The sequence below is a fragment of the Caulobacter sp. 10L414 genome (genome assembly GCF_056395525.1).
In genome coordinates, this window is record NZ_JBFTJR010000096.1 from 1 (window position 1) to 13,435 (window position 13,435).

Annotated in this window: 14 protein-coding genes; 8 read left to right on the forward strand and 6 right to left on the reverse strand. The window is 70.6% G+C overall.

The window, feature by feature from the left end:
- Nucleotides 1–205: 205 nt before the first annotated feature.
- Both AC1DCG_RS23855 and AC1DCG_RS23860 read right to left on the reverse strand, forming a co-directional pair.
- A complete protein-coding gene (locus tag AC1DCG_RS23855) occupies nucleotides 206–655 on the reverse strand; it encodes a MarR family winged helix-turn-helix transcriptional regulator (protein WP_477031277.1) in 450 nt (149 codons plus the stop codon).
- Entirely contained in the window at nucleotides 652–1,068 is a 417-nt protein-coding gene (locus tag AC1DCG_RS23860) for an organic hydroperoxide resistance protein (protein ID WP_165259197.1), read from the reverse strand. Before AC1DCG_RS23860 ends, AC1DCG_RS23855 begins: the two co-directional genes overlap by 4 nt.
- A 195-nt stretch (nucleotides 1,069–1,263) precedes the next feature.
- Between AC1DCG_RS23860 and AC1DCG_RS23865 the strand changes: the two genes are divergently transcribed.
- From AC1DCG_RS23865 to AC1DCG_RS23885, 5 genes are all read left to right on the forward strand, one after another.
- Nucleotides 1,264–2,178, forward strand: coding sequence for a DUF2268 domain-containing putative Zn-dependent protease (locus tag AC1DCG_RS23865; RefSeq protein WP_477031278.1), 915 nt, complete (start codon nucleotides 1,264–1,266; stop codon nucleotides 2,176–2,178).
- 73 nt (nucleotides 2,179–2,251) lie between these two features.
- On the forward strand, nucleotides 2,252–2,605 hold the full coding sequence (locus AC1DCG_RS23870) for a DUF6152 family protein (RefSeq protein ID WP_165259195.1): 354 nt from the start codon (nucleotides 2,252–2,254) through the stop codon (nucleotides 2,603–2,605).
- Complete coding sequence (locus AC1DCG_RS23875; RefSeq protein WP_477036967.1) at nucleotides 2,606–3,076, forward strand: hypothetical protein; 471 nt, start codon at nucleotides 2,606–2,608, stop codon at nucleotides 3,074–3,076.
- Between the two features lie 56 nt (nucleotides 3,077–3,132).
- The gene (locus tag AC1DCG_RS23880; RefSeq protein WP_477031280.1) at nucleotides 3,133–3,948 is read left to right on the forward strand and encodes a TIGR02587 family membrane protein; all 816 of its coding nucleotides are present in this window, start codon (nucleotides 3,133–3,135) and stop codon (nucleotides 3,946–3,948) included.
- Nucleotides 3,948–4,385 (forward strand): hypothetical protein, encoded by a 438-nt coding sequence (locus AC1DCG_RS23885; protein ID WP_477031281.1) that lies wholly within the window; start codon nucleotides 3,948–3,950, stop codon nucleotides 4,383–4,385. Before AC1DCG_RS23880 ends, AC1DCG_RS23885 begins: the two co-directional genes overlap by 1 nt.
- Before the next feature lie 4 nt (nucleotides 4,386–4,389).
- Here the strand turns inward: AC1DCG_RS23885 and AC1DCG_RS23890 are convergent, their stop codons facing one another.
- Entirely contained in the window at nucleotides 4,390–5,097 is a 708-nt protein-coding gene (locus AC1DCG_RS23890; RefSeq protein WP_477031282.1) for a DnaJ domain-containing protein, read from the reverse strand.
- 139 nt (nucleotides 5,098–5,236) lie between these two features.
- On the opposite strand from AC1DCG_RS23890, the gene pdxH reads away from it, so the two are divergent.
- Nucleotides 5,237–5,905 (forward strand): pyridoxamine 5'-phosphate oxidase, encoded by a 669-nt coding sequence (gene pdxH, locus AC1DCG_RS23895; RefSeq protein ID WP_477031297.1) that lies wholly within the window; start codon nucleotides 5,237–5,239, stop codon nucleotides 5,903–5,905.
- 7 nt (nucleotides 5,906–5,912) lie between these two features.
- Here the strand turns inward: pdxH and AC1DCG_RS23900 are convergent, their stop codons facing one another.
- The gene (locus AC1DCG_RS23900) at nucleotides 5,913–7,025 is read right to left on the reverse strand and encodes a lysozyme inhibitor LprI family protein (RefSeq protein ID WP_477031283.1); all 1,113 of its coding nucleotides are present in this window, start codon (nucleotides 7,023–7,025) and stop codon (nucleotides 5,913–5,915) included.
- Between the two features lie 85 nt (nucleotides 7,026–7,110).
- Nucleotides 7,111–7,731, reverse strand: a complete 621-nt coding sequence (locus AC1DCG_RS23905; RefSeq protein ID WP_477031284.1) for a TetR/AcrR family transcriptional regulator — start codon at nucleotides 7,729–7,731, stop codon at nucleotides 7,111–7,113.
- Between the two features lie 148 nt (nucleotides 7,732–7,879).
- Between AC1DCG_RS23905 and AC1DCG_RS23910 the strand changes: the two genes are divergently transcribed.
- Nucleotides 7,880–9,379: a bifunctional aminoglycoside phosphotransferase/ATP-binding protein gene (locus AC1DCG_RS23910; RefSeq protein ID WP_477036968.1), complete on the forward strand. Its 1,500-nt coding sequence runs from the start codon at nucleotides 7,880–7,882 to the stop codon at nucleotides 9,377–9,379.
- 160 nt (nucleotides 9,380–9,539) lie between these two features.
- Here AC1DCG_RS23910 and AC1DCG_RS23915 read toward each other — a convergent pair whose 3' ends face one another.
- A complete protein-coding gene (locus AC1DCG_RS23915; protein ID WP_477036969.1) occupies nucleotides 9,540–11,294 on the reverse strand; it encodes a response regulator in 1,755 nt (584 codons plus the stop codon).
- Between the two features lie 262 nt (nucleotides 11,295–11,556).
- On the opposite strand from AC1DCG_RS23915, the gene AC1DCG_RS23920 reads away from it, so the two are divergent.
- On the forward strand, nucleotides 11,557–13,435 hold a 1,879-nt coding region (locus tag AC1DCG_RS23920), incomplete at its 3' end, for a long-chain-fatty-acid--CoA ligase (RefSeq protein WP_477041714.1).

Consider the following 13,435-nt stretch of genomic DNA (forward strand, 5'->3'; position numbering starts at 1 on the left):
GGGCCGGAGGGGGCCGGCGCCGGCGCTTGCCCCCTCAGTCGCTCCGCGACAGCTCCCCCAGAGGGGGAGGATCTAAGGTCCGCAATGGGCCGCAAACCGAAGTTGGCTGCGCGCCTGTGCGGCGCAAGCGGACCGCCAGCGGTCCGCCCCATACGCCCTTTCGGTTCCGCCACAAGGGCGGGAATGACGGGAGAGAAGAAGGCGCCTACACCGCCAGCCGCTTCAGCCGCTCGCGCAGGTCCACCAGCTCGGGCATCGGCGTGTCGAGCCGGCAGAAGAACTGCTCGGCCACGCCCAGGGCCTGTTCGCGCATGGCGTCGCCGGCGTCGGTCAGCGAGATGATCACCCGCCGCTCGTCGTCGGGATCGCGGCTGCGCACGATCAGGCCGGCGCTCTCCAGTCGCTTCAGCAGAGGGGTCAGGGTGCTGGACTCCAGGTCCAGCGCCTGGCCCATCTCGCCGACGGTGCGCGGGCTGTGCTCCCACAGCACCAGCATGGCCAGGTACTGCGGATAGGTCAGGCCCAGGGCGTCCAGCAGCGGCCGATACAGGCGCGTGACCCGGTTGGCCGCGCTGTAGAGCGCAAAGCAGAGCTGGCGGTCGAGGCGCAACACCTCGACCGCTTTGTCCAGGGCTATGTCGGCGTCCGAGGTCATGCAGCCTTTACGTTGAGGGCGACATCGATGTTGCCGCGGGTGGCGTTGGAATAGGGGCAGACCTGGTGCGCCGTGGCAACCAGGGCTTCGGCCTCTTCCTGCGAAAGGCCCTGGGTTTCGACTTCCAGCGCCACTTCCAGCTTGAAGCCGACTTCCTGGGCGGCGAGGCCCACGACGCCGGTGACGGTCGAGCTGGTCAGCGGGATCTTCTTCTGGCGGGCCACGAAGGCCATGGCGCTCTGGAAGCAGGCGGCGTAGCCGGCCGCGAACAGCTGTTCGGGATTGGTGCCGTCTTCCTTGCCGCCCAGGGCCTTGGGCATGGCCAGGCGCACGTCCAGCAGGCCGTCGTTGCTGCGGACGCCGCCTTCGCGGCCGCCGGTGGCCGTGGCGCGGGTTTGGTAGAGAGTGCTCATCGGGTTCGCTCCTGCGATTGAATTGGTGAGAACGATTTAATCGTGCGCGATATAACTTCAAGGGCGGCGTCGCGATTTTTCTCGCGGCGGCCTGGAAGCTGCTGACACGCCCGGGACGGGCGCGGTCGCCAAGCCCTTGATCTTCGCGGCTTCGGCGGGCCAGTTTCGCCGCGCGATAAGAAAAGGGGAGGGGCCGTGCGATCCTGGATTTTGACGACCGGCCTGGCGGCGGCGATGGTTCTGGCTGGTCCGGCCTGGACGAAAGGGGCCGCGTCCAGTCTCGACACCGCCGACGTCGACCTGTTCTACCGGCTCTACGATCAGGCAGGCGGCCGCCCCAGCGCCGAGCAGCTTCAGGCCGGTTATATCGACGCGGGCTCGCCGGGCCTGCGCACCTTCTTCGATGCTCGCCGCACGACCGCGACCCGGCTGGCCGAAGCCATCGCCGCACGGCCTGAACTGTATCGGAAGGCTCGCGCCTGCGCCGACGTGCTGCCCAAGGTGAAGGGGCGGGTGGATACGGCCCTGGGCAAGTTCACGGCTTTCTATCCGCAGGCGCGCGTGCCCACGGTCACCGTGGCGGTCGGCCGCGGCAAGCCGGTGGCGATCGGCAGTCCGGTCACCGGCGTCCAGGTCGGGCTCGAGGCCCTGTGCGCCACCGAGTTCATGAACCCCGACACCGAGAGCCGCTTCGTCGGCGTGCTGCTGCACGAGTACGCCCATGCCCAGCAGAACCCGCTGCTGACCGAGAAGGAAAACCCCACCGTGCTGGAGACGGCCCTGCTCGAAGGCGGCGCCGAGTTCGTCACCGAGCTGCTGATCGGCCACCCCGCCTACGTCTATTTCGAGCCCCTGACCAAGGGCCGCGAGCGCGAGATCGAGACCGCCTTCGCCGCCGACCTCGACAAGACCGACCTGTCGGCCTGGTTCTACAACTCCACGCCCGAGAAGCCCGCCGATCTCGGCTACTGGACCGGCTACCGCATCGCCAAGGCCTACTACGCCAGGGCCCGCGACAAGCGCGCGGCCCTGCGGGACATCCTCACCGTGTCCGACGCCCGCGCCTTCCTCGCCGCCAGCGGCTGGACGCCGGGGATGACGTTGGAGTGACCATGGGGGCGCTTGCTCCCGCCGTCGCTTCGTGTCCCACTTCGCCTGTCGGGACGTGAAGAGGTGAAGACCCATGTTCAGGCTCATGCCGCTCTCGGTGGCCGCCGTCGTGCTCGTCGTTCCCGCCGCCGCCCTGGCCCACCACGGCTGGAGCGCCTACGACGCCGACAAGACCCTCAAGATCACCGCGCCGCTCACCGACGTCAGCTGGGGTAATCCCCATGGCGCGGCCAAGGTGCGCCACGCGGGCAAGGACTGGGACGTGGTGCTGGCCCCGGTCGCCCGCATGGAGGCGCGGGGCCTTTCGCGCGAGATGCTGACCTCGGGCAAGGCGGTCACGCTCGAAGGCTACCCGCGCAAGGACGGCGTGGCCGAGATGCGCATCGAGCGCGTCACGGTCGACGGCAAGACGGTCGAGCTGCGCTAGGTGGAGCTGGTCTCGGCGCTGCAGGACTCCGCGTTCGGGGCCTGGGCGCGGGGCTCGGCCTACGCCTATCCGCTGGCCAACCTGCTGCACCTGGCGGGCCTTGTACTGCTGGTCGGCGGCATTGGCCTGCTCGATCTGCGACTGGCGGGCGCCTTCCGGGCGCTGCCGGTCGCGGCCCTGTCGCGGGTGCTGACGCCGATGGCGGCGGCCGGGTTGGCGCTGATGGCGCCCACGGGCCTTGTCCTGTTCGCCGCCGACGCCGAGGCCCTGGCCGGCTCGGCCGTGTTCCGCTGCAAGCTCGTGCTGATCGTCGTCGCCGTGGCCAACGCCGTCGCCTTCCGCCTGCTGTGGAGCGCTCGCCTGCCGGCCTGGGACGCCGCCGCGCCGCCGGCGGCCCGGCTCATGGCGCTGGTCTCGCTCGGGCTGTGGGTCGCGGTCGGGGTTCTGGGGCGTCTGATCGCCTACGCCTGAGGCGGAACCCGCCGCCAAGCCTGGCCGTTGCAGGGGCGGTCACGGGAGGAGCCGCCTTGGACGCAAACGCCGCCTATGGTCGGGCCCTGGCCCGCGCGTTCGGCGGCGCGCTGCTGTTCTCGTTCCCGCTGCTGATGACCATGGAGATGTGGTCGCTGGGCATGGCGGTCGAGCGGACGCGGCTGCTGGCCTTTCTGCTGCTGTCCCTGCCCATGCTGCTGGGGCTTTCCTACTACGCCGGGTTCGAGCCGACCTTCCGCCTGAGGGACGAGGTGCTGGATGCGCTGGCGGCCTTCGGCGTCGGCTTTCTGCTGGCCGGGGTGCTGCTGGCGGTGTTCGGCGTGCTCTTCCGGCAGGGGCTGTCGTTCCAGGCCGACCTTGGCAAGGTCGCCCTCTGCGCGGTTCCGGGCGCGATCGGCGCCCTGGTGGCCGGCAAGCAGCTGGGCGAGGGCGCGCCCTCCACGCACGAGAAGGAGCGGGCCGGCACGCTGGGCGAGATCTTCCTGATGGCGGTCGGCGCGCTGTTCCTGGCCTTCACCGTCGCCCCGACGGAGGAGATGATCCTGATCGCCTACCAGATGGGGCCCTTGCAGGCCCTGCTGCTGATGGCGCTGTCGGTGCTGCTGCTGCACGTCTTCGTCTACCGGCTGGGCTTTCCCGGCGAGAGCCGGCGGCGCGAGGCGGGCGGGGCCTTGCGCACCTTCGTCGCCTTTACCGCGCCAGGCTACGGCGTGGCGCTGGTCGTCAGCCTCTATCTGCTCTGGACCTTCGGGCGCACCGACGGCGTCGCCCCGCACGAGATCGCCACCATGACCATCGTCCTGGCCTTTCCCGCCGCGCTGGGCGCGGCCACCGCGCGGCTGGTGGTCTGATGGCGACGGCCAAGCGCGCACCGGCCCGGCGCAAGCCCGCGCCCGCCAAGCCGTCGTCGCCGAACGCGCCGCCGCTGCTGGAATGGATCTCGGCGGCGATCGGCCTGGCCTGCGCCCTGGCCGCCATCGGCTTCGTCGCCTGGGACGCGGTGCTGGGCGAGCGCTCGCCGCCGGCCATCGAGGTGCGGCTGATCGAGGTCACGCCGACGCCGCATGGCTTCGTGGCGCAGGTCGAGGCGATCAACCACGGCGGATCCTCGGCCGCCCAGGTGGCGATCGAGGGCGTGCTGAGCGGACGGGGCGCGCCGGAAACGGCGCAGGCCACCCTGGACTACATTCCGCAGAGATCGCGGGTGAGCGGCGGGCTGGTGTTCGAGCACGACCCGCGCGCGGGGCGCCTGACGCTGCGCGCCAAGGGCTTCGCCGACGCGTCGTGAGCGATCAGGCCGCCCAGGCGGCCGCGAAGCGCTTCAGCTGCGAGCGGGCGGCGCTTTCGTGCACGGCGCCGGTGCGCTCCAGGCGCAGGAAGAGGTCGCCGGCGGTATGGGCGGCGCGGGCCGGCAGGCCCTGACCGTTCAGGCGCACCAGGCCCCGCTCGGCGGCCTTGGTCGAGATCCACACGGTGCGCGGGCCGATGACGGTGTCCAGCTCCACGCGCCCGCCCTCGGCCAGCACCTTGGCGTCGAGGCGCACCGTCAGCCACAGGTCGTGGCCGCGCACCAGGGCGGCCGGATCGGCCTTGATGCGCGCGGTCAGCAGGGTTTCGCCGACCCGCACCGTGTCGCCTTGGCGCAGGCCGGCGGGAAGGGTCAGGCGCAGGCGGCGGCCGCCGATCTCGGCTTCCAGCGCGCCGCCGGAAAAGGCGAAGGCCGGTTCGATCTCCAGCACCGCCTGGCTCGGCATGGCCGGGGTCTGCACGGTGGCGGGCGGAAAGCCCAGGCCGGCCGGGGGCTCGACGCCCTGCAGCATGCGGTAGGCGGTCAGCACGTCGCGGAACAGGGCCGCATCGCCGCCGGGACGGTCCGGATGGGCGCGCTTGGCGGCTTCGCGATAGGCCGCGCGCAGCTCGCGCTCGTCGGCGCCGGGCGCGACGCCCAGGATCGCGCGGGCGGCGGAAAGGGACAGGGAAGGGGCCGAGGCGGCGGTCATGCCGCGACCCTGCGCCGACTTGGTCAACGGGGCGTTAAGTTAACTTCTTCGGGCGCGGGATGCGGCGATCGGCGGCGGCCGTCTCTTACGTGTCCGGTCAAGCATGGCCCCCGGCCGCGCACGGGCCTATATCCAGGGCATGACCGACGCGCCGCTGATCCCCGCCTCGCCCAGCGAGGACGACTATGTCGCCCAGGTGGCCTCGGCCACCCCGCCGCCGCTGCTGCCCGAGGGCGATCCGATCCACCTGTTCGGCGAGTGGCTGGCCGAGGCCGGCAAGTCCGAGCCGAACGATCCCAACGCCATGACCGTCTCGACCGTCGACGAAAGCGGCATGCCGGATTCGCGCATGGTGCTGCTCAAGGACGTCGATAGCCGCGGCTTCGTCTTCTACACCAACCTGGAAAGCGCCAAGGGTCGCGAACTGGCCGCCAATCCCAAGGCCGCCCTGCTGTTCCACTGGAAGTCGCTTCGCCGCCAGGTGCGGGTGCGCGGCCTGGTCGAGCCGGTCAGCGAGGCCGAGGCCGACGCCTATTTCGCCAGCCGCGCCCGCCACAGCCAGCTGGGCGCCTGGGCCAGCGACCAGTCGCGGCCGCTGCCCGACCGCCTGGCGCTGGAGCGCCGCGTGGCCGAGATGGGCCTGAAGTACGGCCTGATCGGCAAGGTGCCGCGCCCGCCGCACTGGTCGGGCTTCCGCATCGTTCCGCAGATCATCGAGTTCTGGCGCGACCGGCCGTTCCGCCTGCACGAACGTCTGGTCTATGAGCGCGTCGACGGCGCCTGGACGACCAGCCGACTGTTCCCCTGAGAACGTCTCAGTACCCCGAGCAGCGCTGGGCGTAGCTCGGGTCGATCTCGAAGTCGGCCAGGATGCAGGCCAGCTGGCCGACGCGATCGCGCGTCAGCCGCGCCGCCAGCGCCTCGGTCGAGGCCCCGGGCCAGGCGATCGGGGCGAAGGCCAGCCAGGCGTCGCGATAGGCGATCCAGGCCCGCTCGGTCTCGCGCACGCCCTCGCGGGTGATGTCGCCGGTCTGCGCCTCCTGCCGCGGCGGCAGTTCGCCCAGGGCGACGCGGTACACCTGGTTCAGGCTCCGGTCATAGGAGCGGTGTTCGCCTGCGCCCGTGACGCGGGCCGAACCCGACAGCTGCTCCAGTTGCTCGACATGGACGTCGCGGGCGTCTTCGGAAATCCGAAGCGGAACGCCCCGGTTCTGCGCGCCCGGCGGGGACTCGTTGTCCTGGCGAACCTGGATGAACCGTGCTTCGGCCGCGTTCAGCGCCTCATAGGCCTGGCGGGCCGCCGGCGAAAAGTCGCGCGTCAGCACCGCCAGCCGGGCGGCGCGGACAGGTTCGGCCACCTGCGCCTCGTGCGTCAGGCACATCGGTCCCGAGACGTTCGATGCGCCGATCATCACATCGGAGCAGTAGTCGAAGGGCTCGTTCGCGGACCCGCCCCGCCGGCGCAGGTCCAGCGCCTGGACCAGGTTGTCGTTGTCGACCGGCGCGCCCCAGACGGCGCAGGCCATGCGGACGGCCAGGTCCAGGTCCTTCTTCGCGCCCCGGCCGTTGGCGTAGATGGTCATCAGCATGCCCGCGCCGGCGAACGCCTCGTACGGCTTGTCCTGGTTCTTCATCTCCAGGATCGCGCATTGCCGGGCGCGCACCGGATCGGCGGTCATGCCGATCCCATAGTAGAGCGCCTCGGACAAGCAGCCCTCCAGGGTTTTGGCCGTGGCCGCGTCGGGCAGATCTTCCGGCGGCGGGGCGCGGTCGCGCACCGCGCGGCACAGGGCCTGGCTGGCGGCGAACTGCGGATCGCCATAGTTGCGCCCGTCCGGATCGCCGAAATAGCCGTCCTGGCCCGCGAACCCGCACAGGGCCAGCGCGGCCAGCGCCACGGCGCCGGCGGCGCGAAATGTCGTTTTCATGGTCTTCCCCCAGAGACCCCCAGCCTAGCGCAGTTGCGCCGTAAGTTGTGCCGGCGCAACGCTCGACCTTGATCGTCGAGCGCGCTCACCCCGCGCCGTAGCGCGCCAGGAAGGTCTCCACCGCGTCCTCGGCGATCTGGTTCACCGGACGGTCGGGCTGCACCTCGTCGCCGGCAGAAAGGCCCAGCACCAGGGTGGCGTGGTCCAGCATGCCCATCAGCTGGCCCGCGGCCCACGAGGGTTTTTCGACCTTCAGTTCGCCGCTCGCGTTCAGTTCCTTGACCACCTGGATCGCCGCCCCGCCCAGGGACTCGCGCGCCGCCCCCAGGAAGTGGTCGGCCACCCCCTCGAAGCGCCGCCGCTCGGCGGTGACCATCCGGAACATCGCCCGCGTGGCCGGCGTGGCGAAGAACTCGGCATAGGCCCGGGAGAGGGCGGTCAGGCGGGCGCGGGCGTCGCCGCCGGTCTTGGCGCTCTCGCGCACCGGCTCGGCCATCGTCCGTACGCTGTCGACCACGACGGTTCGGAACAGCTCGGCCTTGCTGGGAAAGTAGGCATACAACGTGGCGGTCGAGACGCCCGCCGCGCGGGCCACCGCCTCCATGCCGGCGTCCGCGTAGCCTTCCTTGAGGAAGATGTCGCGAGCCGCGGCCAGGATCTCCGCCTTCTTGTGCTCGGACCGCTTCAGTCCGGCGCCGATGAGCATGGGATTCCTCAACATCAGACTGTGATGGTTAAACGCTACTATCGCGTAAGTAGATCGCACAAGCGTCCGCGAGGACTTGCACCGAACTTTGCGCTATGGGACGCCCGGGCGCCGCCGATCGGGCGGGCGAAGACGAAGGTTGGACGGCGTGATCAAGGACGCGGAAGCGGCGCGCGAACAGGAAGTGGCGGCTTGGCTTGGCCAAAAGGCCGATCAGACCATCGAGACCTCCTGCGCTCGGGTGTTCCTGGTGGGCGAGTCCGCCTTCAAGGTGAAGCGCCCGGTCGACTTCGGTTTCTTGGACTATTCGACCCTGGAGTTGCGCCGCTGGTCGCTGCAGCGCGAGCTTTCCTTCAACCGCGCCGCCGCGCCCGACATCTATCGCGCCGTGCGCCAGCTGACCCGGACCGCCGATGGCGGCATCGAGATCGACGGGGCCGGCGAGGTGGTCGAGTACCTGCTGGAGATGCGCCGGTTCGACGGCGAGTCGGTGCTGGCCTCCCAGCCCTGGGCCATCGACGACGCGCTGGAAGAGTCGCTGGGCCGCACCATCGCCCAATTCCACGCCGGCGCCGCGCTGCGCCCGCAGGGCGGCGGCGTCTCGGCGCTGGGCTACACCATCGCCTCCAACGCCAACCTGCTGCGGGGCCTGGCTCCGCGCCTGGGCGCCCAGGCCGTCGAGCGGCTGGTCGAGGAAACCGATCTGGCGCTCAAGCGCCTGGGCCCGCAGCTCGACGCCCGCGCGGCCGAGGGCTTCGCCCGCCACTGCCACGGCGACCTGCACCTGGGGAACATCCTGATCGAGGACGGCAAGCCGATCCTCTTCGACTGCATCGAGTTCAACGACGCCCTGTCGGACATCGACGTGCAGTACGACCTGGCCTTCCTGCTGATGGACCTGGATTTCCGCCGTCGTCGCGACGCCGCCGGCCGGGTGCTGAACGCCTATCTCGACGAGGCCGCGCGGACTTTCGGCGAGGGGCTTTGGACGGGCCTGGCCGCCCTGCCGCTGATGCTCAGCGTCCGCGCCGCCGTGCGCACCCACGTCTGGGCCTATACCGGCGACGACGAGGCCGCCCGCGCCTATCTGGCCACGGCCATCGAGCACCTGGCCCCCAAGCCGGTCAGCCTGGTGGCCACCGGCGGCCTGTCGGGCTCTGGCAAGTCGACCTTCGCCCGCGTCTGCGCGCCGGGCCTGGGCGCGGCGCCGGGCGCGGTGGTCCTGCGCACCGACGAGATCCGCAAGCGCCTGTGGAACGTGCCCTCGCTGCAGCGCCTGCCCAAGGAGGCCTATACCGCCGAAGTCAGCGACAAGGTCTATGACGAGCTGTTCCGCGACGCCGAACTCGTGCTGAAGGCCGGCCGCTCGGTCGTCGTCGACGCTGTGTTCATCAAGCCCGAGCAGCGCGCCCGCGCCGAGGCGCTCGCCAGGAAGCTCGACGTGGCCTTCCAGGGCGTCTGGCTGGAAGCCCCCGCCGACGTCCTGCGCGCCCGCGTCGCCGCCCGCGTCAACGACGCCTCCGACGCCGACGTCGCCGTGCTGGAAAGCCAGCTGACCCGCGACACCGGCGACATCGACTGGCGCCGCGTGGATACGGTCAGCGCCTTCGAGGACGAGGCCAGGGCCCTGGCCGAGCAGATGGGGTGACGTTCTAGGAACCTCCCCCTGTGGGGGAGGCGGCCGAAGGCCGGTGGGGGGACGGCTTCAGCTTCCGCGAGGCTGCGGGTTCCGAGCTCACTCCCCCCACCGATCGCTTCGCGATCACCTCCCCCACAGGGGGAGGTTCCTTTAGGGCGCGCCGCAGGCGCTACCCCACCGCCGCGGCCGGCGGCGGCGTGCGGTCCACCGCCATGGCGATGGCCGAGATCAGGTCCAGCGGCTTGACCGGCTTGCCCAGGTGTTCGTCGAAGCCCAGCTTCAGAAAGCGCTCGCGGTCGCCGGCCATGGCCGAGGCGGTCAGGGCGATCACCGGCGTATTCGCCGCCCCGGCCGCGCCCGAGCGGATTTCGGACAGGGCCGTCACCCCGTCCATCACCGGCATGTTGATGTCCATCAGCACGCAGTCGAAGTGCGAGGCCTTCAGCGCGTCGAGCGCCTGGCGGCCGTCCTCGACCACCGTCAGGTCGACGCCGGCGGCTTCCAGCATCAGCCGCACGACCATCTGGTTCATCGGATTGTCCTCGGCCATCAGCACGCGCGGCGTGCCGCCGTCGTCCTCGGCCGCCTCTGACGCCGGCGCGGGCAGGGGCGGGGCTTCAGGGCGAGGGGCCTGGATCAGGAACAGGAACCGCGCGCCGCGCTCGGCCGGCTCCAGGCTGAGGTCGCCGCCCATCCGGCGGGCCAGCGCCCGGGCGATGGTCAGGCCCAGCCCCATGCCGCCATAGGCGCGCGACACGCTCTCGTCGGCCTGGGTGAAGCTTTCGAAGATCCGCTCGGCGAAGGCCGGGTCGATGCCGGGGCCGGTGTCGGTGATGCGCACGGCCACCGTCTCGCGCCCGTCGGGCGCGGCGCCCTGGCCCGAGACCTCGATGGTCACCCCGCCCACGCGCGTGAACTTCAGGGCGTTCGACAGCAGGCCGCTCAGCACCTGCCGGATCCGGGCGGGATCGGCGTGCAGGCGCGCGGGCGCGGAGGGATCGATGCGGACGTCCACGGCCAGCCCGCGGACCATGGCCATGTCGCGCCAGGTGTCGGCCACCGCGTGGACCAGGTCGTGCAGGTCGAAGTCGCAGGGCGTCAGCTCGGCCTCGCCGGCGTCGAGGCGGGCGATGTCGAGCACGTCGTTGAGCAGCTGCATCAGGCTGTCGCCCGAATGGATCATCAGCTCGACATAGTCGCGCTGGCGCTCGTCCAGGTCGGTGGCCTTCAGCGCGTGGGCCAGGCCCAGCAGGCCGTTCATCGGCGTGCGCATCTCGTGGCTCATGGTCGCCACGAACACCGACTTGACCCGCGAGGCGGCCAGGGCGCGTTCCTTTTCCAGCCGCAGGCCGCGCGTCAGCTCGTCCATCTTGCGGGCGGCGGCGCGGTTCAGCAGCATGGCGTTGATGGTGGTCGCCACCAGCATCAGGATCGCCCAGCGGTTGGTCAGCGACCCTATGCCGTGCGGCGCGCTGGTCAGGAACGGGAAGGCGACCAGGCAAAGCAGCGGCGGGGCGGTGGTGATCGCCAGCAGGCTGATCGGCTGGTGCCGGAAGTTCTGGGTGAAGATGATCTGGCCGGCGCAAACGCCCAGGGCGGCCAGCCGCAGATCCTGGTGCGGGAACATCCACAGCGCCACGGCCAGCCACGACCACACCACGTTGATCGGGATCGAGGCCAGCACGAACAGCGCCCGGTCGCGGTTGCTCACGGGGCCGGTAAACCGGCGGATGACCGGGGAGGCCAGGGCTTCCCCGGCCGCCAGGGCGCCGAACCAGCCGGCGGCCATGGCTGGACCCAGAGCGATCCCGACGACCATGGCCACCAAGGCGGCGGACACCAGACGCGACATCGTCAGGCGGCGCGTGTCGTTCGCCACTTCGTCGAGCCGTTCGTCGGCGCCTAGAGCATCGAGCCAGTGCATGGCCGTGCACCCCGTCCCGCAACCTGGAGCGAACCAGGTCGCGCTGAAGCTAACCGAAAAACGGCGTTCTGGGAGTGAACGGGCCATGCGGCCGATCAGCGCGGCCGTGTGTAAGCCTCGATACTCTACGCCTCCGTGCAGGCGCGCGCAAAGTCGGCGCGTTCGCCTTGCTCGCCTGGGGCGAGCCATGCGTTGCGCCGCCGGGCGGGCGCCGCTAGCCTCTCCTGAACAACGATAAGCAGGACGCGGGAGAGCGGTTTCGATGCAAGGTCTGATGCAGCATGGCGCTCTGACGCTCGACAAGATCATCGATCACGCCGCCCAGTGGCACGGCGGCCGCGAGGTGGTCACCCGGTCGGTCGAAGGCCCCATCGTCCGCACGACCTACGCCGAGATCCACAATCGGGCCAAGCGCGTCTCCAACCTCCTGCTGGCGCTGGGGATCAAGCCCGGCGACCGGGTCGGCACCCTGGCTTGGAACACCGCTCGCCACATCGAGACCTGGTACGGGATCATGGGCATCGGCGCGGTGTGCCACACCCTGAACCCGCGCCTGTTCCCCGAGCAGATCGCCTGGATCGCCGACCACGGCGGCGATCGCGTGATCTTCACCGACCTGACGTTCCTGCCGATCATCGCGGGGATCGTTCCCCGCCTGCCCAATGTCGAGCACGTGGTGGTCTTCACTGACCGCGAGCACATGCCCAAGGACTTCCACCTCGCCGGCGAGGCCCCGCACTTCAAGGGCCTGCTGTGCTACGAGGATCTGGTCGCCGAGCAGTCGGCCGACTGCGTCTGGGGCGGTTTCGACGAGGGCACGGCCGCCGGCCTCTGCTACACCTCGGGCACGACGGGCGACCCCAAGGGGGTGATGTACTCGCACCGCTCGAACTTCCTGCACACCTTCATCACCATGCAGCCCGACGTGATGGGCCTGTCGCAGCGCGACGTGATCCTGCCGGTGGTGCCGATGTTCCACGCCAATGCCTGGGGCGTGGCGTTCTCGGCCCCGGCCACCGGCGCCAAGATCGTCATGCCGGGCGCCCGCATGGACGGCGCCTCGATCCACGAGCTGCTCGAGACCGAGGGCGTCACCTTCTCGGCCGCCGTGCCTACCGTCTGGCAGATGCTGCTGCAGCACCTGGAGAGCACCGGCTCGAAGATCACCACGCTGAAGAAGGTGGTGATCGGCGGCGCGGCCTGCCCGGAAAGCATCATCCGCGCCTTCCACGAGAAGTACGGCGTCGAGGTGGTCCACGCCTGGGGCATGACCGAGACCTCGCCGGTCGGCACGCTGTCGACCATGACCGACCAACTGGAGAAGCTGTCCTACGACGAGCAGATCCCCTACCGCCTCAAGCAGGGCCGCCCGCCGATGGGCGTCGAGCTGAAGCTGACCGACGACGACGGCAAGCCGCTGCCGCACGACGGCAAGGCCTTCGGCCACCTGAAGATCCGCGGCCCCATCATCGCCGCCGAGTATTTCCGCGGCGCCGGCGGCAAGATCCTCGACGAGGAGGGCTTCTTCGACACCGGCGACGTGGCGACCATCGACGAGATGGGCTTCATGCAGATCACCGACCGCGCCAAGGACGTCGTGAAGTCCGGCGGCGAGTGGATCAGCACCATCGAGATCGAGAACATCGCCGTCGGCCACCCCAAGGCCGCCCTGGCCGCCGTCATCGGCGTGCCGCACCCCAAGTGGGACGAGCGTCCGATCCTGCTGGTCAAGCTGAAGGAAGGCGAGACCGCGACGAAGGAAGAGTTCATCGACTTCCTGCAGGGCAAGATCGCCAAGTGGTGGATGCCCGACGACGTCGTCTTCGTCGACGAGATCCCGTTGGGCGCCACCGGCAAGATCGATAAGAAGCTGATCCGCCAGCGCATGAAGGACTATGTGCTGCCCACGATCGGTTCGGCCGCCGCCGGTTCGGCCACCCTGGCCGCCGCCGACGGCGCCCAGGCGGCCGTGCTCTACGCCCCCGAGCCCGTCGCGGCCCCGGAGGACGTGGTCGAGGACGAGGCCCCGCAGGCAGAGGCGCCGGTGGAGCCGGTCCACGAGCCGGAGGTCGCCGCCGCGCTCGCCGCGGCCGGGCCCGTCAGCGTCGAGGCCCTGGCCGCGGCGCTGCCCGATCCGGAGC

Coding starts and splice junctions, on each gene's coding strand:
- AC1DCG_RS23905 (WP_477031284.1), bottom strand. CDS start 7,731: ATGCTCATCGGCGCCGGACTGAAGCGGTCCGAGCACAAGAAGGCGGAG.
- AC1DCG_RS23855 (WP_477031277.1), bottom strand. CDS start 655: ATGACCTCGGACGCCGACATAGCCCTGGACAAAGCGGTCGAGGTGTTG.
- AC1DCG_RS23915 (WP_477036969.1), bottom strand. CDS start 11,294: ATGCACTGGCTCGATGCTCTAGGCGCCGACGAACGGCTCGACGAAGTG.
- pdxH (WP_477031297.1), top strand. CDS start 5,237: ATGACCGACGCGCCGCTGATCCCCGCCTCGCCCAGCGAGGACGACTAT.
- AC1DCG_RS23900 (WP_477031283.1), bottom strand. CDS start 7,025: ATGAAAACGACATTTCGCGCCGCCGGCGCCGTGGCGCTGGCCGCGCTG.
- AC1DCG_RS23885 (WP_477031281.1), top strand. CDS start 3,948: ATGGCGACGGCCAAGCGCGCACCGGCCCGGCGCAAGCCCGCGCCCGCC.
- AC1DCG_RS23890 (WP_477031282.1), bottom strand. CDS start 5,097: ATGACCGCCGCCTCGGCCCCTTCCCTGTCCCTTTCCGCCGCCCGCGCG.
- AC1DCG_RS23870 (WP_165259195.1), top strand. CDS start 2,252: ATGTTCAGGCTCATGCCGCTCTCGGTGGCCGCCGTCGTGCTCGTCGTT.
- AC1DCG_RS23860 (WP_165259197.1), bottom strand. CDS start 1,068: ATGAGCACTCTCTACCAAACCCGCGCCACGGCCACCGGCGGCCGCGAA.